The 22752-nt window shown below is 26.1% G+C and carries 26 protein-coding genes and 1 pseudogene; 3 read left to right on the top strand and 24 right to left on the bottom strand.

All coding sequences use genetic code 4. The annotated features are described in order from the left end of the window. Positions 1-39: 39 nt before the first annotated feature. The 16 genes from pstB to AACK91_RS09165 all read right to left on the bottom strand — a co-directional run bounded on the left by pstB (position 40) and on the right by AACK91_RS09165 (position 13719). On the bottom strand, positions 40-834 hold the full coding sequence (gene pstB, locus AACK91_RS09240) for a phosphate ABC transporter ATP-binding protein PstB (RefSeq protein ID WP_338966603.1): 795 nt from the start codon (positions 832-834) through the stop codon (positions 40-42). After that, on the bottom strand, positions 797-949 hold the full coding sequence (locus tag AACK91_RS09235) for a hypothetical protein (protein ID WP_338966087.1): 153 nt from the start codon (positions 947-949) through the stop codon (positions 797-799). Before AACK91_RS09235 ends, pstB begins: the two co-directional genes overlap by 38 nt. A 67-nt stretch (positions 950-1016) precedes the next feature. Next, positions 1017-1556, bottom strand: coding sequence for a hypothetical protein (locus tag AACK91_RS09230; protein WP_338966086.1), 540 nt, complete (start codon positions 1554-1556; stop codon positions 1017-1019). Next, positions 1531-2088: an ABC transporter permease subunit gene (locus AACK91_RS09225; protein ID WP_338966084.1), complete on the bottom strand. Its 558-nt coding sequence runs from the start codon at positions 2086-2088 to the stop codon at positions 1531-1533. The genes AACK91_RS09230 and AACK91_RS09225 overlap by 26 nt, the downstream gene beginning before the upstream one ends. Before the next feature lie 84 nt (positions 2089-2172). Continuing rightward, positions 2173-2826, bottom strand: a complete 654-nt coding sequence (locus tag AACK91_RS09220) for an ABC transporter permease subunit (RefSeq protein ID WP_338966082.1) — start codon at positions 2824-2826, stop codon at positions 2173-2175. 300 nt (positions 2827-3126) lie between these two features. Continuing rightward, positions 3127-4134, bottom strand: a complete 1008-nt coding sequence (locus AACK91_RS09215; RefSeq protein WP_338966079.1) for a hypothetical protein — start codon at positions 4132-4134, stop codon at positions 3127-3129. Between the two features lie 208 nt (positions 4135-4342). Further along, on the bottom strand, positions 4343-4630 hold the full coding sequence (locus tag AACK91_RS09210; RefSeq protein ID WP_338966077.1) for a hypothetical protein: 288 nt from the start codon (positions 4628-4630) through the stop codon (positions 4343-4345). Positions 4631-4848: 218 nt separating this feature from the next. Then, a complete protein-coding gene (locus tag AACK91_RS09205) occupies positions 4849-6468 on the bottom strand; it encodes a helix-turn-helix domain-containing protein (RefSeq protein WP_338966074.1) in 1620 nt (539 codons plus the stop codon). Between the two features lie 26 nt (positions 6469-6494). Next, the gene (locus AACK91_RS09200; RefSeq protein ID WP_338966072.1) at positions 6495-6650 is read right to left on the bottom strand and encodes a hypothetical protein; all 156 of its coding nucleotides are present in this window, start codon (positions 6648-6650) and stop codon (positions 6495-6497) included. 488 nt (positions 6651-7138) lie between these two features. Then, the gene (locus AACK91_RS09195) at positions 7139-8119 is read right to left on the bottom strand and encodes a hypothetical protein (RefSeq protein WP_338966070.1); all 981 of its coding nucleotides are present in this window, start codon (positions 8117-8119) and stop codon (positions 7139-7141) included. A 248-nt stretch (positions 8120-8367) separates the two neighbouring features. Continuing rightward, positions 8368-8595 (bottom strand): hypothetical protein, encoded by a 228-nt coding sequence (locus tag AACK91_RS09190; protein WP_338966068.1) that lies wholly within the window; start codon positions 8593-8595, stop codon positions 8368-8370. Between the two features lie 323 nt (positions 8596-8918). Continuing rightward, the gene (locus AACK91_RS09185) at positions 8919-9998 is read right to left on the bottom strand and encodes a glycosyl hydrolase family 18 protein (protein ID WP_338966066.1); all 1080 of its coding nucleotides are present in this window, start codon (positions 9996-9998) and stop codon (positions 8919-8921) included. Positions 9999-10276: 278 nt separating this feature from the next. Beyond that, positions 10277-11596, bottom strand: a complete 1320-nt coding sequence (locus AACK91_RS09180; RefSeq protein WP_338966063.1) for a DEAD/DEAH box helicase — start codon at positions 11594-11596, stop codon at positions 10277-10279. 278 nt (positions 11597-11874) lie between these two features. Then, positions 11875-12837, bottom strand: a complete 963-nt coding sequence (locus tag AACK91_RS09175) for an IS1/IS1595 family N-terminal zinc-binding domain-containing protein (protein WP_338963247.1) — start codon at positions 12835-12837, stop codon at positions 11875-11877. Between the two features lie 180 nt (positions 12838-13017). Next, on the bottom strand, positions 13018-13491 hold the full coding sequence (locus AACK91_RS09170) for a spiralin lipoprotein (RefSeq protein WP_338966601.1): 474 nt from the start codon (positions 13489-13491) through the stop codon (positions 13018-13020). A gap of 54 nt (positions 13492-13545) precedes the next feature. Then, positions 13546-13719: a lipoprotein gene (locus tag AACK91_RS09165; protein WP_338966060.1), complete on the bottom strand. Its 174-nt coding sequence runs from the start codon at positions 13717-13719 to the stop codon at positions 13546-13548. A gap of 223 nt (positions 13720-13942) precedes the next feature. On the opposite strand from AACK91_RS09165, the gene AACK91_RS09160 reads away from it, so the two are divergent. The 3 genes from AACK91_RS09160 to AACK91_RS09150 all read left to right on the top strand — a co-directional run bounded on the left by AACK91_RS09160 (position 13943) and on the right by AACK91_RS09150 (position 16528). Then, the gene (locus AACK91_RS09160) at positions 13943-14905 is read left to right on the top strand and encodes an IS1/IS1595 family N-terminal zinc-binding domain-containing protein (RefSeq protein ID WP_338965530.1); all 963 of its coding nucleotides are present in this window, start codon (positions 13943-13945) and stop codon (positions 14903-14905) included. A gap of 262 nt (positions 14906-15167) precedes the next feature. Beyond that, positions 15168-16037 carry a ribosome-inactivating family protein gene (locus tag AACK91_RS09155; RefSeq protein WP_338966058.1) on the top strand — a complete coding sequence of 290 codons (870 nt, stop codon included), beginning with the start codon at positions 15168-15170 and terminating at the stop codon, positions 16035-16037. Between the two features lie 83 nt (positions 16038-16120). Beyond that, on the top strand, positions 16121-16528 hold the full coding sequence (locus AACK91_RS09150; RefSeq protein WP_338966057.1) for a lipoprotein: 408 nt from the start codon (positions 16121-16123) through the stop codon (positions 16526-16528). A gap of 25 nt (positions 16529-16553) precedes the next feature. Here AACK91_RS09150 and AACK91_RS09145 read toward each other — a convergent pair whose 3' ends face one another. The 8 genes and pseudogenes from AACK91_RS09145 to AACK91_RS09110 form a co-directional block, all read right to left on the bottom strand. Continuing rightward, on the bottom strand, positions 16554-17603 hold the full coding sequence (locus AACK91_RS09145; RefSeq protein WP_338966054.1) for a hypothetical protein: 1050 nt from the start codon (positions 17601-17603) through the stop codon (positions 16554-16556). 112 nt (positions 17604-17715) lie between these two features. Then, a complete protein-coding gene (locus AACK91_RS09140) occupies positions 17716-19545 on the bottom strand; it encodes a hypothetical protein (protein ID WP_338966052.1) in 1830 nt (609 codons plus the stop codon). A gap of 85 nt (positions 19546-19630) precedes the next feature. After that, positions 19631-20155 (bottom strand): annotated as a pseudogene (locus tag AACK91_RS09135) (hypothetical protein); the annotation flags it as partial. Then, the gene (locus AACK91_RS09130) at positions 20091-20294 is read right to left on the bottom strand and encodes a DUF2649 family protein (protein ID WP_338966050.1); all 204 of its coding nucleotides are present in this window, start codon (positions 20292-20294) and stop codon (positions 20091-20093) included. The gene AACK91_RS09130 and the pseudogene AACK91_RS09135, both read right to left, overlap by 65 nt. A gap of 153 nt (positions 20295-20447) precedes the next feature. Beyond that, positions 20448-20879, bottom strand: a complete 432-nt coding sequence (locus tag AACK91_RS09125; protein ID WP_338966047.1) for a DUF3627 domain-containing protein — start codon at positions 20877-20879, stop codon at positions 20448-20450. Positions 20880-21463: 584 nt separating this feature from the next. After that, positions 21464-21910 (bottom strand): hypothetical protein, encoded by a 447-nt coding sequence (locus AACK91_RS09120; protein ID WP_338966045.1) that lies wholly within the window; start codon positions 21908-21910, stop codon positions 21464-21466. A gap of 45 nt (positions 21911-21955) precedes the next feature. Further along, positions 21956-22207 (bottom strand): hypothetical protein, encoded by a 252-nt coding sequence (locus AACK91_RS09115; protein ID WP_040092696.1) that lies wholly within the window; start codon positions 22205-22207, stop codon positions 21956-21958. Beyond that, positions 22207-22356 (bottom strand): hypothetical protein, encoded by a 150-nt coding sequence (locus AACK91_RS09110; RefSeq protein WP_004027793.1) that lies wholly within the window; start codon positions 22354-22356, stop codon positions 22207-22209. Before AACK91_RS09110 ends, AACK91_RS09115 begins: the two co-directional genes overlap by 1 nt. Positions 22357-22752 lie beyond the last annotated feature (396 nt).

The raw sequence follows: 22752 nt of genomic DNA, 5'->3' as shown, positions 1-22752 counted from the left end.
CCTCTATATATTAAAAATATACCTAATTTTAAGTATATTTTATAAATATCAAGAGTTTTCGACAAAATTAAAGAAACGTCCTGTAATGTAATCTTCTGTTTTTGTTTCGTGCGGATGTGAAAATAATAGTGCTGTTTTATTATATTCAATTAACTCTCCCATTCAAAAGAAAGCAGTATAATCCGAAATCCGAGCTGCTTGTTGTAATGAATGCGTTACAATAATAATCGTAAAATCCTTTTTTAAATCAGAAATTAACTCTTCAATCTTTGCAGTTGAAATTGGATCTAACGCACTTGTTGGTTCATCCATTAGTAAGATTTCTGGTTTTAAAGCAATTGCGCGGGCAATGCAAAGTCGTTGTTGTTGTCCCCCTGATAAAATCAATGCTGAGTCCCGCAAATTATCTTTAACTTCATCTCATAATGCTGCTTGTCGTAATGATCCTTCAACAGTTTGGTCAAGAATTCTTTTATCAAAAATTCCTAAACTTTTTAAACCAAAAGCAATATTTTCATAAATTGATTTTGGAAAAGGATTTGGTTTTTGAAACACCATCCCAATTTTAGTCCGTAATGAAATAATATTTTGGCGATATTGATAAATGTTTTTATCATTATACATAATTGCTCAACTCATCTTTGTCCCTTCAATTAAATCATTCATTCGATTAATTGCTTGTAATAAAGTTGATTTTCCACAACCTGAAGGGCCAATTAAAGCAGTAACTTTGTTTTTTAAAATGTTTAAATTAATATCAAATAACGCTTGTTTTGTCCCAAAATTATAATAAAAATTAAACTTTTCAATTCCTAAAATTACATTTTTTGGTAAAAAAGGTTGGCACTTTTAATAGGTCGTGTTGATGTTGATTTATTAAGCGCCGAAAAAGTTTTTTAAATCATTGTTTAATTTTATTCTGCGAAGTTTGTGTTGTTTTTTTCATCATAATTTATTCCATTTCCTCTTGTAAGTTTTGAATCTTATGTTCTAAAGCGGTAATTGACAATTGATAATTATCCCGGTTTTTGTTGATGATTAATACCTTCTGCTTGGCTCTTTAACTTTGTCAACTTTGTTTGATACAATTGTAATAATTGTTCATTGTAAGTTTTTACTTTTACAGTAATTTTTGCAGTTTTATTTGAATTATACCCAGATTTTTGCAGTTGTTTTTTTCAAGCATTTTTTCGTCCTAATAAAGAACCACAATAACATTTAACTAAAGTACTAATTGTTGTTCATCATTTTGGTTTCCGATTATTTTCAAACGATCCAATAATTTTAACAAAAATATTTAATGCCAACACAAATAAAATAATAATAAAGGACAAATGATGAATCATATGGTTTGTTAATTCAGTTAATGAAACTTGGAGTTGATTAGAAACAACTAGTAATAGCCCTGGTTCATTAACTAATTGAAAAACTTTTACCGTTAACGTTGTTCCAATATCATTAAAACTAGTTGGAATAAGGGGTGAAGAAGTTAAGATAATAAGCACTGGTGCCGTTTCTGTAATAATCTTACTAATTGCAAAAATTACTCCTGTCACAATGCCCCCCTTTGGCATTTGGTAAAGCAACTTTACAAACCATTCCAATCTTACTTGTTCCCAATGCTAAAGCAGCATCGCGATATTCTTGCGGCACATTCCGAAGGGCATCTTCAACCACACGAATAATAATCGGCAACGTCATTATAAAAAACATTAATCCGGCTGATCAGAAATTATGGCCTAATTGTAACCCCACAACAAGAACAACATAACCAAAAATAGCAAAAACAATTGATGGCGTTGCAACAAGAGCATCAGTTGAAAATTGAATTAAAGTTACTAAACAACTATTTTTACGCGCATATTCACTTAAGTAAATTGCCGTAATAATTCCAATTGGAATTGATAAAAATGTTCCTGTAAAAATTAACATAAGCGTTGAAATTATTAGTGGTGGCAATTCATAATAGCCAATAAAAGCACTTGCATTAAACTGCGATAAATAACCTATTGCAGCAAAGCCATTGCTAATAATATTTAAAATAATTCAAGAAGCAAAACTAATTGTTACTAAACAAGCTATTATCATTCAAAAAATCCGACAATAATTAATTGTTTTATTATAATAATTAGTTGATATTTTTTTATTAATTAAAGCTAAAAAACTTTCTTGCTATAAGGTTGATGAATGTTTTTCGTCTCTTAACATCTTAGTTAAAGGTTGGGGTTGTTTTTGTTTTCACCCACGGATTAAATGCTTTCCCCGTTCTTTTTGGCGTTGAATTTTATACGTCGCTAAAATAATAATATTCAAAATTGAAACCATCAATAATAAAATTAATCATAACGCAAATAAAGCCGAACGATGTAAACTAGCAACATGTTCGGGCAATTCGATCCCAATTTGTGTGGCTAAAGTTGCAATTGGACTAAATAAAAAACCTCAAAAACCTTCTTTTAAATTAGGAATTTGCGCCGCCATTCCCGTTAATAAAATCATTGCTGTCACTTCACCAATTACACGACACATTCCAAAAATTACAGCCCCAATTATTTTTGTCTTTGCCGCTTTTTTAACTACTTTAAAAGCGGTATATGTTCGTGATGCACCCATTGCCAAAGCAGCAAAACGATATGATTTAGGAACACTTAAAAAGGCATTTGCTGATAACGCAAAAATTGTTGGTAAAGCTAAGAAAGCTAAAATAACACCTGCTGTTAATAAATTGGTTGGACCAGTAGCTCCCATCCGTACAAACAACATTCCAATTGTTTCCCGACCAAACACCGCAAATAAAACTGGGGGAATTCCATCTAATAATTCCAATCATTATCCTCCAAATGATTCTGGTAATTTAATTAATATTACCTAATATTCAACGGTCAAAATGTAAACTTTAAAACTGTTTACAAGATAATTTTTATTTAAAACTAGTAAAAATGCAAGAAAATGAAATCTTTATCAAATTTATTTCCATCTTAAAATAACTTATCGCAAGAAATTTGCTTAAATTAAATACCATAACGCTAGGATTTTCTCCAGTATTACCTAACTATTTTTAAGATAAAAACATCAAATTTAATTATCAATGAAAAAAGAGACTAAGTCTCTTTTTTCATATTAAAACTAATTCTCACTATGTAAACCTAATAAACTAGAAATAACAAAGTTTCCAATAAGATAACTTGAAATACGTCCATAAATGTCAGCAACAACTAATTTAACACCAACTGTTTGCTCAATTGGTAAAATTGGTAAGTTTTCAAAAATATTGGCATTACTTTCAACGATTGGGTGTCCATCAACAAAGTATTTTGTTCACTTGTTTGGATCTCATGTTGTAAAAGCAAACGTAATCCCCGCAATATCTGGACTAATAATATTTTGACTATCATTTTCATTTCAAATTGCTCTTAATTTAACATTATATTCATTGTTAACTTCTGTTAAAAAAGTATTAAGTAAGATATGATAAAAAATCCCTTGATCAAATTTAGTATTTCCATTATAACGTGCACTCTTTGGATTTAATGATCACGTATGAGCATCTTTAAATCAATCATTTGGATTATTACTACGAACTTGGTCAACATATAATCAACGTTTTTTATCAATTAAATTTTTGTTTCAAGAACTACCACCAAAATAATTTACTAATTGATTTAAATCACTCACGGTTTGATTTTTACTTTTGGCGTCTAAATATCAATTATATTTTTCAACAACTTTTGGTCACGGTTGACTAATCATATCATACGAAGATAATAAACTTTTCTGCATATATTCTAAAGTATCTTTTTTGATTGCTACATTATTATTCAACTTTTGTTGCATTGCTAAATATTGCTGTGCTTGATTAAATAGATTATGTGAACTTAACTTTACCGTCATAATATTTTTAACTGGTTCAAAGTTAGGATTTGATCACTCATCAAGATTATAATCAAATAATGACTTAATTTTAGCATCTTTGTCATTACTTAAAACAGCATTATTAATTGCTTTCTTTGTATTTTCTGAAATTTTATTATTTGAAATATAAGGTAAGTCAAGAACTGGACTGCAACCAGCAACTCATGTTACTGAAATAGCTAAAATGCCAACTGCAGTAAAAACACTTAACAATTTTTTCATTCCCACTATCTCCTTTACCAAAAATATCATTTTCGGTATTTTATAATTAATATTATATTATTTTTTCCATAAATACAAGATTAATTTATCTTTTTTCTCAAATTGGGTGTGCTTCCGTAACTTTCATAATTGTTGCTTTAATAATTTTATCACTTTTAATATTAATTGGTTTTTGGAATTCCTTTTTGTTATCTGTTTTTGTAACCCCTTAGACCGCTGCTTTTCAATCATTTAATGACCAACGACGAACTTTAGCATTTTTTCAATGCATTGCAAAACAATTATTAACCTCTAATTTACCACCTTTTTCTAATGGCAATAATGGTTCAATAACTCACCCAAATTCTATTTCTTTGTTTAATTCACCAAGTTTAATAAATGCTCCGGCAATATCGCGGCGAAATAATAAATTATTACGCCCCCCACCACGAGCAGTGTTATCTCAAATTGCGCGAATTTCTGGCTCTGATAATTTCATCGAATGTTGTTTTCCCATAAGTAGTCCCCTTTTAATTTAGTAATTTTATTTTAATTTTTTATTTAAACCATGCGTAAAAAAATTAACAAATTTTTGTTTCTTACTAAGTGGTTCTTTTTTGATTTCTTCCATTTATTTTGATTTCTCCCTTTGTATTAAGTTCCAGATTATTTTTTCACAGAAAATATATTAGTATATTTATAAATTGAAATACATCTTAGAATTTAATATAACTTTTATTTTTTAAAATCATTTTTTAGTGTTAATTGTAATAACGCTTCAATTTTATGTTTTTTATTAATTTTACTGTCTAATATTTTTTGGATTAACAGTTTAATATTACTATTTGTTTGAAAGTCATTAAAAATAAAATTATTAAGGTTTAATCCTGCCATATTATCCTCAACCATATCTAAACTAAAATATATTCCAGCATTAACAGCTAAAAAGTCTTTATTATCACTAATAATTAAATAATCTAGGTATTGTTCTTTATTCTCATTAAATTTTAACATCGGAACAATTTCAATAATTGCTAAACTTAGAAAGGCCTCAATTGCTTTTTCTTTCAATAAGTTAATTAAATTCCCTTGTAAATTAGTAACTAAAATTGCTTTTTGAATTGCTGGTTGATTAACAATTGGTCATGTATAAACATAAGACAACAAAACAAGGGTAAATTCTAAGTAATTCCGTGGTAATAACTTTTTATTAATACAGCACTCAATATTTTCCAAATTATCATAACATAACTTAAATAAATTTTGATATTCAATTTTATGATTAATAAAATTTTGTTTAAAAACAATTGATGCATCATCAAACAAAAAATAATTTCATTGTTGTTTAAAGAACAATACGTGACTTAATAAATCAGAAAGCGCTAACTGTTTATCTGTTGAATAACCAATATTATTCATATTATCTAACATTTCGGACAAAACCTTTTTTACTTGTAATGTTTCTTCATCACCACTATTTTCTTCTGGTAAAATATCATATCGATTTAACATTAACATTCCTAAAAAAGATTTTTCAAATTGACTATTATTGAATGTTATTTCAAATGTTTCTTGTAATTCATTAATAATCTGCGTAGCAATTTGAAATGATCGCAAATCAAAATATGAATGGTTTTTAATAAAATTATCTTCAAGATTATAATCTTTTCGATCATTTTTAATTGATAACATTAAAAAATACAAAATTAAACTATATGTATTAAAATCTAAATCCATAATTAAAATTTGATCATAATATTTTGTTAAAATATAACAAATTTTATCATATGCATCTTCAGAATATTCTAGGTTTAATTTTGAAAACATACAGTTTAATATTAAATTTTTACTTTTATGATTATTATTGATGTAAACTGCTAAATTAACAATTAGTCTGCGAATTGTTAACAAATTACCATCTAAATAATAACCTTCCCCTTTATTGCGAATTACAATGTCAGTATGATGTTCCCTTAAAATATGATTCAATTTTGCTATATTTTTAAAAACACTACTAACACTAATTTCAAAAATTTTCCGTAATTCGCTAATTTTAGTGTATTTATTAATTACAAATAAAATCATAAAAACAATAAGTTGATTTTTTGCCGTAATAAAAACATTTGTTTCATTAACCATAACATTATAAATCTGTAGAAACTCATATTTTTGTAAATTATTAATATCTAACATTAGGTTTTTTGTTACCAAATAATTATTAATATGTTTTAAATGATAATAAAAATAACCTTTCAACATTTTATTATCATTTAAAAAATCTTTAACTTTTTTATATTGTGTATCAATTCAAAGTTTAATTAATTCTAATATTTCTAGGTCTTTATAATCAAGCATAATTTTTCCCCCTCCCAATTAGAGCATTAAGTAAAATTCACTTGCCAAGTGCAATAACCCTTGATGCGTGCCTTTGGATTTTGATCAGTTTTATTACCAGAAAATTTGATTGTCATTTGATCAAACGGTAAAAGATGGCCTGGTTCAATATCATTTACAGCAATTGTATAATCATTTTCCATATTTGTTTTCCCTTGTTTTGCATAGTATACCTTTTGTGAAATAAAAATACTTTGGGCAATGTGTTATTAAGAAACTGATAAATTAACTGACATTCTTCGTTTGTTAATGGTCTTGTTTTATCAATTCCACAAAAGCTAACCGCATCACCATAACCACTTAATGTTGCATCATTGCCATTATCAACACTATATAGAATAATTGTAATATGTTTACTATTAGTTGTTCGTCATATTAATGTTTTTAAATAAACTGATAAAAATGTATCTGTTAAATCACCAGGAACTAAACTTGGAATTGTAACAGAATAATCAATTCCCGCTTGTAAATAACTATCTTTTCATTCGCAAGCAATTATATTTTTTATTATTGATAATAATTCTTGATATTTTGCTGTTATTTCCTGATTTGTTACATGCGCTGTGTCATTAACTTTGAAATCATAATAATCAAGTAAAGCAACATTTTTTAAATTATATGTTGTTTGACACTACTTGTTCCCACATATCATTTGTCCATTTGGATTAACACTCATATGTGTAATTTGATCACTAATTGAACCAAGCGTTTTTAAATTACCTTGGATATTATGATCATTACTATAGTATAATTGCCCATTATCTTGTGATAAATATACATCACCACTTGGTAATACGTTTAGACTATCAATACCACTATTACCTAATTGTAAAATTTGAATACCCTCAAGCGCATTTTTATGCATTAATTTCGTACAAAAAACACTAACCAAAGTAATAATTAGTATAATAAAAAATAAAATAACAATTAATACTCATAATTGAATTTTACCAATTAATAAATTTCAATTTCATTTAACTGGATTTAATTTTGACCATCTCAAGGTATTTGTTTTAACGATTGGAAATGCCATTAATGGCATTTCATTTTTGCTAATAACAGAAAATGGATCATTATTTTCTATAATCTTTGGCTTTTGAAAAGAAGAATTAACTTTTGCTTGTTGTTTAACCTTTAAAGACTCTTGTGATTCTTTTACAAATAGTTGTGGTTGTAGGACTGGATCACGTAATAATAAATCATATGTTAATGGTTTTTGACTAAAATCTAATTTTAAATCAACTGGTGTGCAACTGCCAAACTTATGTTCAGTATTATTTTTAAGATTTTTTGAATATTTCTTATGAAAACTAAGAATAAAATTACCTGAGACATATAGAATGTTATTTTGATATTTATAATTTGGAATTTTAGTAATTAAATCACGATAAAATTGTCGTTTGCCAAAAACACCAAACATCAAATTATTACAATTAAAAATAATTAATGGCCGAATTGTATCATAACGTTCACCAATACTACTATCCATCTTAATTTTGATAAAAAGAACATCTTCTAAGACAAGATTAGTTTCTTTTTGAATCAATGGAATAAGTTGCTGTTTTAGTCTTTGTCGACATTTTAAACAAATTTCAGAAAATAAAAATTTCATAATTGTTACCACTTTTATGTTAAAATAGCCAAAATAAGAGTACTAAAAATTAGTTTTTGCTCCAAAACCATCTTTTTCTAGTTTACTTATCTCTGCCTCTACATTTAAATATTATCATTTAATAATTTATCATTTTTATAAATAAATATAATATTTGTACCAAAAAATAGTTTTATTTTTTACATTCTAAAATTAACCTTAATTTTGCAAAAAAAAAGCAATAATAATTGCTTTTTTTAATTTAATAACTAGCCACTTAAAAATTCTACTTTATTAATGTTTGTGTCAGCAGTATTATAAACAAATTGACTAAATGGACCAGCATTTCCTTTTGCAATTGAAATACAATACATTGTTAAAAATGTTTTTCCAGCAATAGTACTTATTCCTGTTGTAATACGTGATTCTGAAGTCGCACTTGTTGATGTATCTGAATAGTTATAATGACCAATAGTAGTATCAACTGTTTGTCCCATTTTAAATAAATCAGAGGTATTTAACACAATTGGAGTACTATTAAAGTTTCCTTGATTATGTGGCGATGGATAAATTGGATTTGAATAACCAATGAAGTTTTGGGTAATATTTCCAATGGTATTTGAAAGTTTAAGTTTTGGGAATAATGTTACAAAGTCATTGACACTTGTTGCATAATCATCAATATTAATTAAATCAACGGTTGCACTAGAATGACTATCGCTAGTATATCATCATTGGAAAGTAATTCCAGCATGTGCACTAATATTAATATCTTGTGCACTAGCTGATAAAATATTGTCTGAGTTTTCTTTTTGTGTTATTACTGTATGTTGATTGCTAATAATAGCAACTGGGGTATCAGACCACGAATCATAATATTATTTTTTGTTAATAAAACAAAAGCTTGATTAATTGCTGCTTTTGTCGCGGCGCCACGACCAGCTGGTTCACTTGTTGATGCACCAATTACTAATTTATCAGCATCAATTTGTAAAAAATTATTATACTGGCTTTGACCTGTTGTAATATATTTTATTAATAGATAATAAAATTCACCACGAAGTTCATTATTATCATTACTAATAACCATCCCCGGAGTTAGACCCAATTTTTTCGCATCTTGTGAATCAACAAAAACGCCATCAGCTCAACCATTATAAAATTGCGGATGAATTCAATTATAGAATCCTGCTAAGACGGTCAGAAATATCTCATAAGACATTGCTGATGTTTTACGTAGATTAGGAAATTCTGGGGCCATTGTAATATAAAATTCTTTCTTTTTTGTTGCTTGTCATTCTTGTTTAATTTCTTTTAAAGCAATAACTGTTGTTTGTTTTGATTCGTTATCTTGTAAACATTCTCCTTCTCAATCAATATCAACCCCATCAAATTCATATTCATTAACAACACTTTTAAATGCTTTTTTTAAATCATCTTTTTGGTTTTGACGAAAACGCATACTATTCCCAGTTTGACCACCCATTGAAATCAAAACTTTATGGCCTTTTTCATGTTGTACTTTAATCCCCTTCTTTAAATTAACTGGATTTTGAGCAACAAAAGTTGGCATTTGATATGGTTGATCAGTATAAAGAAAGGATACAATAATTACATTATACCTTGCATCAATTTCTCATAATTCTAGCTTTTGTTGATTTGTGCCACCTCATTCGTATCAATAACCAATTAGTAAATTATCATTTTGTTCTGTACCTTCGTTATTAATCCGAAAATTAACTTTAACTTCCCCTTGATACATTGTTGAGTTCTTAATAGCTTGAATAATAACCGATTTATTAGTCACCGACCCTAATTTGATTTCAATCTCTTCTAAAATAAGATTCGGATTTGCTTTTTTTAAACTAGCAAAAATTGTTGTGGAATTGCTATTTGCCAAAATTCCTAAATCTTGGTTTTTGATAATTTTATTAAGAAAAATTATTTCATTTTGATAATCACCAGTATTTTTACAACCATATAATGTAATAGTTGTTGTGCTGCTTAAAAAAATCGCACTTAAAATAGTTAATAGTTTTTTTATTTTTTATTATTCTCCCTAACGGTTCTTTTCAACAGATGTAGCATAATTCTATAATAATTTATTATTTTTTACAAATTAAAAATCAATCAACTATATATAAAAAAGAGGAGGATCCTCTTTGTTTTCATTAAAATTTAGTTAAATTTTGATTTGTTTTTTGAAAATTTTTTATTTTTTCTTTTGTTATTTTTTCCAAATTGTGGGGCATTACTCTTATTAAAGTTACCACGATCAGTTTTATAAGAATTATGATATTTACTATTATTATTTTTTTGTTTAGAATCTGCCTGTTTGTAATTCCCACCAAAATTTTTTGATTCTTTTGTTTTTTCTTTTAAATCATAGCCAGTAATATCAAATAGTTCAATTTTTTTCTTTTGATATTGTGCTAAATGTTTAATTTCATTTAAATCATTGCGATTAGAAACAATCGTTACTGCCACACCTGTCGCACCTGCGCGGGCTGTGCGACCAATGCGGTGAATATAACTTTCTCGTTCTGTTGGAATATCATAATTAAAAACATAATCAATTTGATCAATATCAATTCCCCGTGCAGCAACATCAGTTGCAACTAATACCGTTGCTTTTCCTTCTCGAAATGATCGCATTGCTTGCAATCGTTCACGTTGGCGCTTATCACCGTTAATAACGCAACTAGTAATTCCAATTGTTGCAAGCATTTTAGCAATTTTATCAGTAAAAGCTTTTGTATTAGAAAAAATAATGCTTCGTTTTGGTTGTAAATTCTTATATAAAGCAATTATCACATCTTCTTTACGATAAGAAATTGCATCAACATAATACTGGGTAATATTATTTTGTTCGGTAGCATTTTTTGTTACAACAATTTCAACAGGATTATTTTGATATTTATTAGCAATTTCTAGCACTTGTTTTGGCATTGTTGCTGAAAATAATAATGTTTGATATTTTTTAGGAGCATTCTCAAACACCTTATCAAGTTCGGTTTTAAAACCCATTTTTAGCATTTCATCTGCTTCATCTAAAACAATTGTTTTAATTGTGTTCAATCGTAATGTATTACGGTTAATATGATCAGCAATTCGTCCTGGTGTTCCAACAACAATGTTACTTTTTCGTAATGAATAAATTTGACGTTGTAAATGAGAACCACCACATAATAATGTTGCATTAACCCCTTCTAAATAAGTTGCAAATTTTCGAACCTGATCAATTACTTGCATTGCCAATTCTCTTGTTGGACATAAAATAATAGCTTGTGGCCGTTTTAATTGTGGGTCTAGTCTTTGCAAAATTGGTAAAAGAAAAGCTGCTGTTTTACCAGTTCCGGTATGACTCTTCCCAATAATATCTTGATTATTTAATGCAACTGGAATAGCTTTCTCTTGGATTTCCGTTAAATTGGTATATCCCATCTTAGTAATCATTCGTTCTAAAGCTGGGGATAAATTTAGTGTATTAAAATTCATTTAGTCTCCTTTAAATAGTTAGTATAAAATAGTTTAGTTGTTTTTTAACATTACGACTGTTGAATTCACATATTGGCATTATTTTGGATAACAGAATAAATTAAAGTTTAACAACCTAATAAGTATATCCTAAAATAACGAAAAAACCAAGCATTTTGGATTAGATGTTAGATTAAATCTTTAATTTTGTCGAAAACTCTTGATGAAATAAAAAAAATCATCAATATGACAATTTGAAAACTAATTTTGTGTAAGATTATGATTTTGCTTTAAATTTTTTAAACGTTAAAATATAATACCGTTGATTGTTGGTTTGGTGTTAAACCTTTGTGTTGGTATTTTCATTTTCAGAGCTTTAAATAATTTTGAATATTAGTGAAACCCAAACCATGATAATGAATTAAGGCTTCTTTAAGACTGGATTGTAATTTACTAATCTTATTTAACTTTTGATAACTAGTATCAGGGTTTGTACTAGTTTTGGTGGAATATAGAGTAGAATTTGTTTGTTTTGCTACTAATAAATATAGTGGTTGCATATCAGAAATAATTATTGATTTTTCTTTAATTAGTTGCTTATTCATATTTTCAATAATCCATTGTTTTTGTAATCTTTTGGTATTGGTGGATTGAACAAAAATATTATTATTGCTATCAACTGCCATTTGAATACAGCATTTGGTATCAGTTGAAAATGGATCGAGATGAGTTTTTCGTTTATCAAATTTATCTTTAAAATTGCCTTTATGAATTTCTTTAATAAATGTTTCATCCATTTGGATTTGACCATTTAATTTTTTAAATTTTAACTGTGTATTTTCTAATTGTTTTGATTGCATTAATTTTTGTCGATTATATCAAGCGGTTTTTGGGGTTGTTTTAATAAAACGAGAAATTATTTTACTAGATTGTCCTAACAATGAAATTTGAATTAATAAATTTCACTGTTCATAATTTAAATGACTTCAATAAGTAAAATGATGACGAAATGCATCAAAACTAGCACGACATTTTTTACATAAATATTTTTGTTTTCCTTCGGAATTATGACCATTTTTAACACAATGAAAAGATTTGCAATTAGGACATATAATGCCTTTATCTCTAAATTTTTGATCAATTTCATTTAAACGTTTTTGTTTTTTAATTAAGTCTGCTTGTTGTTTTATTTTTTCATAAAATTCTAAAAATTGATCATCTGTTAAGCTATTTATTAATTCTGTAATTATTTTTTTCATCATTTATTTACCTCTATATATTAAAAATATACCTAATTTTAGGTATATTTTATAAATATCAAGAGTTTTCGACAAAATTAAAGGATTAAATTGCTTTTTAAATTCTAACAAAAATTTAATGGATCTCTTATTTTGCAAATAAAAAACACTATTTTCTAATAGTGTTTCTGTTTGATTTAATTATTATTTTAGAGTAATTGTAAAATCAAATGTTCCTGAAATTTTGGTTGATCTTCCTGTTGCAGTAACAGTAATTTTAACAGCACCAGCTGCTTGATTAGCATCAGCAGTTTTATCACTTGTTAAAGTAAAATCTGTTGTTGCTTCTGTACTAAGAGTAGTTTTTGCTTGAATCCCATCAATAACTGCCGTAATTAAACCTTGTTCTTTTAACAAATCAGAATATTTCTGACTTGTATTAGCTGTTAATTGTGGATCAACCACTGTTGTCCCTGTAATATCCTTTTTATCTACTGTTCCTTCTTTTGGCAAAGTTATTTTAATATATCCTGATGAATTAACAACAACTTTTTTACCTTTTGCGGCAGTAATTTTAACATAAACATCTGCTGTTCCTGTTTTTAAATTAACATTACTATATGCAGTCCCTTTGTTATCTTTAAAAACATCATATGTAAAATCATCTGCTTTTGCTAATTTAGCAATTCCTTGTACTGCTAATAATACATTTGCTGCTAAAACTGTTTTAACTTAATCTTTTGTTACACTTTCTGGTTTAACCGCAGTTACTACTGATGGGGCAGTAATTGTTTTAACTTTTAATAAATCATTATCTGCAACATTTTTGTTATTATATGCAACTACTGATGTTGCACCAGTCGCCGTTAACCCGAAAGCTCCTAAGATTACTAATAATCGTTTCATTGTTTGTTTCCTTTCCTTGTTTTTTAAAAATATTAAATATTATTTTATATTTAATATTTTTTATTGTAAATTGTAAATGCAAGTGCAACAAATCTATTAATTAAATAATAACATAAAATAAAAAATATTTTTTGTAAAATTAACTTTAATTTTGTCGAAAACTCTTGATATTTATAAAATATACCTAAAATTAGGTATATTTTTAATATATGGAGGTAAATAAATGATGAAAAAAATAATTACAGAATTAATAAATAGCTTAACAGATGATCAATTTTTAGAATTTTATGAAAAAATAAAACAACAAGCAGACTTAATTAAAAAACAAAAACGTTTAAATGAAATTGATCAAAAATTTAGAGATAAAGGCATTATATGTCCTAATTGCAAATCTTTTTATTGTGTTAAAAATGGTCATAATTCCGAAGGAAAACAAAAATATTTATGTAAAAAATGTCGTGCTAGTTTTGATGCATTTCGTCATCATTTTACTTATTGAAGTCATTTAAATTATGAACAGTGAAATTTATTAATTCAAATTTCATTGTTAGGACAATCTAGTAAAATAATTTCTCGTTTTATTAAAACAACCCCAAAAACCGCTTGATATAATCGACAAAAATTAATGCAATCAAAACAATTAGAAAATACACAGTTAAAATTTAAAAAATTAAATGGTCAAATCCAAATGGATGAAACATTTATTAAAGAAATTCATAAAGGCAATTTTAAAGATAAATTTGATAAACGAAAAACTCATCTCGATCCATTTTCAACTGATACCAAATGCTGTATTCAAATGGCAGTTGATAGCAATAATAATATTTTTGTTCAATCCACCAATACCAAAAGATTACAAAAACAATGGATTATTGAAAATATGAATAAGCAACTAATTAAAGAAAAATCAATAATTATTTCTGATATGCAACCACTATATTTATTAGTAGCAAAACAAACAAATTCTACTCTATATTCCACCAAAACTAGTACAAACCCTGATACTAGTTATCAAAAGTTAAATAAGATTAGTAAATTACAATCCAGTCTTAAAGAAGCCTTAATTCATTATCATGGTTTGGGTTTCACTAATATTCAAAATTATTTAAAGCTCTGAAAATGAAAATACCAACACAAAGGTTTAACACCAAACCAACAATCAACGGTATTATATTTTAACGTTTAAAAAATTTAAAGCAAAATCATAATCTTACACAAAATTAGTTTTCAAATTGTCATATTGATGATTTTTTTTATTTCATCAAGAGTTTTCGACAAAATTAAAGCATTATTTTGGTTTACAAAATGGTATTCATTATAGTAATGGATATAGTATTAAAATATGATCGGCCGTAGCAAATAAAACAAGATTTGTAAAAAATGATAGCCAAGATAATTTTTATACTTGAAATACTTCTGAAGGAGAATGAACAGAAAAATTTATAATAATGAATAATAAAATATATGAATCAAGTGCCTTAATAGAAAAATTTCCTAATTTAATAAGTAGACCATTAGTTAGACGAACAAGCAATAATAATCAAAATAACTATGCACCAAATTTAGTGATAGATGAATGAGATGACAATCTTAGTCAATATTATGATTCTTTAATTAGTGTTGTAGATTATTTAAATAGAGAAAGAATAATAGAACAAATTGGCAGAATGAACGGCACTTACCGTTTAACTAACCAAAATGGATATTTTATTATAGGTATACAATTTCAAGGTTTATCTAATTTAAATAATACTGTTGAATTAGTTTTTGATAGATCAAATTTATATCTTCAAGGATTTATATTAAGAGAAGATAATGGCAGACAAACTAGTGCTCATGGAACATATTATTATTTTTCAGATAGTACTTATAGAACAAATTTAGGAATTAGGCATTTAACTAATGTTAATTTAAATTTTGGAGGAAGTTATACTAATCTAATCGCCGACGGAGATCTTAATATTTCTTCACAATCATTATTTAGTTCTTTTCGATTTTTAGCGTCTTTTAATAATAGCTATCAACAAAGAATAAATATATCATCAAATTTAATGCGTATAATTTTAGCTACTTCAGAATCACTTAGATTTAACAATATAATTAGTACGATTCAACGTAATAATAATCCTATTTCATGGAGAAATTATTTCTCAAATTTATTAACTAATTGAGGTTCACTGAGTCAAGAATTTATAAGACGAGTAAATAATATGAATAATGGTGTGCAATTTTACGATCGTGTTAATGATAATTCTAGTAGAATTTCTCCAGCTTTAATGGCTTTTCTTTTAAATATAAGAATATTAAATAATAAATAATTAAAATTTCTTATGATGGGAATAAATTCAATTTATTTCCATTTTTAATTAAATTAACAAACTATAAAAGAAGGAAATTAAATATGAAAAAAATATTAGCCATTTTAGGAACAATCACTTTAATTGCAACAAGTACAACAAGTTTAGTAGCTTGTGATAATATAGTAGAATATACACCAGAAAAATTAAAAGAACTAAAAGAAAAGAATAAAATAAATACTGCTAATCAAGAAATCAGAGACAACTTAGAATGAATAGCAAAACATGAAAAACCATTTAGTGAGGTAGTAGATAATAAATGGTACTACATAATATATAAAGATAATTCTAATAATATAAAATTATCAAAAAGATTAAATAATAATCGATATACTAATATTGCTTTACCTTGGTCTCCATTATGAATAAAAGTTTATCGTTGAAATTTAGATACACAAGAACCTGATTTAATTATTGATGATAAAGGTAATTTAAAAGTTAACGGTGAATAAAAAAAGAGATTTAATATCTCTTTTTTTATCTTGGTGTAATTGTAATTTTAACTGGGTTATCACTATTATTTATCATACCTAATACACCCAAAGCATTTAAGTCTATTGTTATATTTTTGTCATTACCAAAATAAGGTCAATATCCAGCACCACCTAAAAATCTTAATTCTGGTTTTAATTTTTTTGAAAATCTAATTTTTAATTTTACATCATTAGTATAATGTGATTGTAAATATGTTTCTTTAATTTTATTATCAACTTCATTTGACAGAGATGTTATTTGTAATAAAAATGTAATATATGATTCTTTATTATTAATTTTATAAATATTTTGATAGTTTTCGCTAGGTAAACCAGTAGTATAAGCAGTAGTGAGTGTTTGAATATCATTATTTATATTATCTGTATATAAAGTTATTGTATTTTCAAAATTAACATTATCAGTTTGTGAACGACCACTTTCTTGCAAAGTAATGTTGTTTAATGAACCAATATTATGGTCACATTTTTGACCCTCTAATAAATTAATATTTCTATTAGGAATAAAATTATCTATTTCAGGCGGTCCACATTCAATCTGTAAATTACCTAGATTACTTATTTCAATAGTTTTATAAGCATCTTGAAATTTACTAATACTTTGAATTGTTGGGTCAATTTGTCTTAAATCAAATTCAGTTTCATAATAACCTTCATTAAATTCATTAGAAAATAAAGTTGCTGGATATTCAATTATATTTTTACATTGTGCTGGTGCTATTATTTTAGTTTTTAATGGTGGTACTAAATCAGAAGGCATAATATCTTTTGTATAAGGTTTATAGTTATATGGAACTGGTGGCAGAACATATTTTGGGTAATTAAATGTTGGTATTTCAAAGTCGTGTGGTAGTAAGAAACTAGTTTTATAATTAGTTGTCATATCGCGTAAATAATTATTTAATGTACTTTTTGTTTTACCTCTAAAACTCCATACTGATAATCTTAAATAATCTTCTTCATTATTTGTATATGGATTATCAGCATAAAAGATAATTTCAAAATTACCTTTATATAATGCTTGGATTGAAAACATATCAATTATATAACTACAATTTGTTCCATCTGGTGTTTGTAAGAATTCGCAATCATTATCTTTTTCACTATCACTAACTGGTGTTTGTGCATCTACTGCTCTTACTAATTCATTAATTAAATATATACGTACGATTAGTTTTGGGGTTTAATTGTTTTAAATTATAAGTTGAATAAGTTATTCGTTCAGTTGGTTTGCCATCTTTTTCTAAAACATTGCCTTGTATTTTATCAGTTAATAAAGTAGTAAAACCTAAACTAGTAGCATTTGCTCCAAAGATAGCACCGACTTTATCATTCCCTTGTTCTCTAAATATTTCAAATGGTAAATAACCTTTACCTTTTGAGTTTTCAGACCAAAATGCATCATTATAAAAACTATAAATATTTGCACTCATAAAACCATTAAGTCATTGAAAATTAGGTCAAGTTTTTTCATTTTGATTAATTACTCATCCTCATGGAATACCAAATGAAATAAAGTTTAAGAATTTACCAACACCACCCGGTATCGTAAAAGGATTAAATACTAATTTTTGTGTATAGTTTAAAGGTAATACTGTAATTTGGCGATTAATAAAATTATTCATATTTAAAATATCTCAAACATTACATTTACCCATTTTATTATATTCAATTTGCACAGATCCTACTGTATTACCAAATTCATCTTTTCTTCTAAAATATGATGATGCTTGTGTACTAATAATATTATCAACATTTCCACTATTTACTTTTATTTTATTTGGTGGTTTTATTTTTCAATCTTTAGACCAATAAAATTTAGAGTCATTATCTTCTTTATGAATAGTTGTGCCAACCGTAGGATTAGTTGCTGTTGAACTCGCTTTATCGGTTATTACAATTCCCTCACTATTTTTCTGTTTTCAAAAATCATATCTACTTTCCATATCTTGCTTTCAATCTTTAAAACCAGTTATCATTGTTGGTTTAATACCTTGAACGTTATATCAACTTAATTCTGGAGCAGCATAAGTATTTACTTTGTCAGGTGGGCAAGGATACATGTTATACATTAATAAATCACGATAATTCATAACTTTTTTATTAAATTGACCTTTAATAATTGGTAGGCCAATAACAGGCATATCAAAAAAGATAGGATTACCATAAAATTTAACTGCCGTTGCTCTAACACCTGGGTCTTTTAATAAAACTTCATCTAATTCAACAATACCTTTATTTAGTTTTTCATCATAAGTTATTTTAGGGAAACAATAACCTTCCCCTGGAGCACTGGTCTGAATAAATTGTCGTACTGCCAAACCACTATTACTAATTTTGTCATTAATACTTGAAAAGGTAATTTCTTGTCATAAAAAACTACCATCATAAGGTGAATAATAATTAATAACATTTGATGGATATAATCATTGTCTATCTTGTGGTGCAGAATTAATATCACCACCACCAATATTTAATCCACGATCATTAAATACAGTATAAAAATTATAATAATCATTAATATTTAATTTATCGGCATCTTCATCTAAAATTAATAAAGTATATTGTCTTTCAGTTGATTGCTGAGTAAATACTTGTTCAAATTTAACCTCACCAAATTGAATTGAACTTCTATCATCAATCATATAAGCATCTCAATATTTACCAACTTTAACTTCTTTTGTATAAAAATTATCTGCTTTATTATCATTATTCATAAAATAACTTAATTTATATTGCTTTAAGTATTCTAACATTTTATTAACATCATAAATTTTTTCACCATCAATTAATTTTCAATAAACATTATTATTTTCATCTTTTAATTTTATCGCAAAAGGTGTTTCATTATTGGCTCATATAGTTGAGTTAATTGGTTGTTTATTAAAATCATCAATCATTAATATATTAATTTCTTCACCTTTATATTTTTGTACTATTTTTAAACTATCTTGTCATTGCGCAATAGTACTTTCCATATTATCAAATATTCTTGTATAACTACCATAATCACTTGGTTTGGCATTATTTGGTTTTCAACCTGTTTCAGTATCGGGTATATATGAAATATAAAGCTAATACAATTCACGGAATTTTACCACTATGAACTTTTTTCTCATCGCGGGGACTAGTTCCATCAATATATAAATAACTTTCATCAAATAAAATAACACTATCATCTGGGGGAACTGGTTTTGTTCTATCTGTAAAATCTAAATTTTTAAATGTTAAAACTTTAACTTTGTCATCTTCTAATGGATAGTTACTATAAATTTTATCCGTTAATAATTTCATTGTTTCTGACAAATAAGTTAAAAGTAATGTTTTTCCCGTCCCTAACTTACCAATAATTACCGATAACGGATTATCTCAAACAAAATTTACTAAACGAAAAGCATTTAACTGATAAAAAATATTTTTCCATAATCATCAAACAAAATAAACACACCGCAAAGCAAACAATAATCAGAATACTAAACCGGTATAATTTAATGAAATTATTCAAAATAATAAATCAACTAAACTAAACAAAAGCATCGAGCCACTGATATAACAATAATTTTTTAAGAAAAATATAAACTTTTTCATTATTTAAAACAACAATCATAAGAGTTAAATATTCATTTTGAGTTAAATTTCAAGTTGTAATAATTTCAACGTTAGATTTGTCAATAAACAAAAATACATGAATAAAAAACTCTTTTAATTTTTCTCAATCTTTTAGCATAATTTAAAAGCTTCACATTTTTTGAATGATTTTAAAAAACATACCAAAAAATAAAACAATAAATAATACAAACGAGAGAACATACAAAAATTCAGGAGCATTTGAACCAAAAATATAACTAACAAATTGAACTCAATAATCATATAAACTCATTTAATTTAAGTCTTTCAAATCATTAATTAATTTATCTACTTTTTCATCACTTCAATTTGTTAGATTATTATTAGTTGCTTTTACTTTTTGAGGTTCACCAGGAAATATTGCTTTTTTCATTTGCGTAAAATAATTTTGTTTGTATTGATTATACAAATTGATTAGTTCTGCTCCAGTTAAATATTTTCAATCATGTTGTTTTAAATTTTCATCATATTTTACAATAGGATAAGAATTATCATAAATCAAACTAATAGCTACTTGATCAGAATGTTTTTCACTAAAGTAAACAAACTTATTACTTAATCAAAAACCAATATGTTTATTGTGATTAGGCAAATTTATAAATGAAGCTTTATCAGTTTGAAAAACTATAAATTCTCTTCGAATAAAATAATTTTCTACATTAATATTCTTCTTATAAAAACTCATAAAAACACCTTACTTTCACACATATAACTCATTTTTTCTAGTATCAATACCAGCAAATCATTTACTTTCAATTATTTTGCGAAAAGATTGAAAACCATTAAAATTTATAAATCACTCAATATTGATTACTTTAATAATATTAAACAGATTTGGACTTTTATTATAATTTGGTTTCTGATACATTACTCAAATCAACTCGCTTTCTATTACACTGCTAACTTAAAATACAAACTACCAATAAATTTTCTATTCAAAATAGAATGACAAATTTGACATTTACGCTTAATAAAAAATATTCAAATTCCTAACATAATTAATCACACCACTTATCCAAATCCAATAATGTAAATGTAGTATGTTCTAATTGAATATCTTTATTACTTAAATTAATTCTTTTTCCATTGTATTTAATTCACATTATCTATTCTCCTTTTTAATAATTTGGATTAGTTTTTCTTATTTTTTCCACACAATCGCCACATTCTTGTGTTTCTAAATATTGAGTTCCATATTATTCCAGTTCTATATATTTTTTACGGATGACACAATACAATTTTGTTTTTTCAAATAAATCATCATATGTTTTATAATTTGCCATTTTTGCTCATTTCACTTTCTAAATGTTCTGCAATATGTTGATAAAAATTCATTTCTTTTCGAATAATATTAACGGATTCATGATGAATCTCATACTCATTTAATTGAATTAAAGTAGCTTGCATAGTTTTAATTTTCATCTTAATTTCATCCAATAAATCTTGCATTATATTTTTATAAAAATTTTTTACTTTCTCTAAAATATTTTTACGCTCTTCTTGAGAAAATATTTCATCATTACCAACATTTATTTTTTTTCATAAATACTCCTTTACCGTAATAAACACTGTTATACTAATGTCTAAATAATGTATATGTACTGTAATAAACACTGTTAATAACATTGTTAAATATATAAAAAATAAGTAAGGCACACTGAAAAATACTATTAACAACGTTAATAGAAAATATAAAATTAATAAATCAAATAACAAAGCTAGTGTGCCATAGCTAAGATATATGATCAGTAATAATAAATATTAAAATCCTTTAACCATAACACGGAAAAAGTTTAAAATCTTAATGATAACAAAAATACCAAATGGAATTAAAATAATTCACGCATCACCTAAAAAGGTCATTAATTGTGGTAATACAGCATAAATTGCTTCTTTAACTTTCATCATTGCTTGCCCTAAACCACTTCAAATAGAACCCATTCCATCTGAAATAGTAGGTTTATCACCAACTGCTAAAAAATTAATTGCTGTTGTTAAATACATACCTAACATTATTTTTTATCCTCCTTATTTTCAATTTCTTTTTTATCTTTTTTCTTTCCTCGAATTTGGCGAATTTTTTGATAAATTGATAAACCAATTCACGCAAAAATACCTAATATAATAACAACACTAAAAATTGTCGTTAATCAAACTGGCATAACTTATTCCTCCTAAAAATCTAATTTTCGCGGCACGCTTCGCGTGTTAGCTACGCTCAAAATAAACTATATTGAATAAATTACCGCTAATAAATTACGCGGATAATTTATTCATCTTCTTTTTCATTATTAATTACAATATTATTTGCCGTATTAATAACATTATCTTTTCCATACTTAGTTACTAAGGACCGTAAAATAAAATAATGTTTTCTTTCCATTAAAAAATCAACTCCTTTCTGAGTTGATTTGTTGCACTTAACTTACACGATACCTTTTTATTTTAAGACTTTGAAGTGATCAATTTTTATTATCATTATTTAATAAAACATAATGATTTTGGACTTGACATAAAAAATTATTTAATATTTTTTGCATAAAATAAACTCCTTATAA

The organism is Spiroplasma endosymbiont of Sarcophaga carnaria (assembly GCF_964019595.1).
Taxonomy (GTDB): Bacteria; Bacillota_I; Bacilli_A; order Mycoplasmatales; family Mycoplasmataceae; genus Spiroplasma; species Spiroplasma poulsonii.
This window is presented reverse-complemented; position numbering and strand designations above follow the sequence as displayed.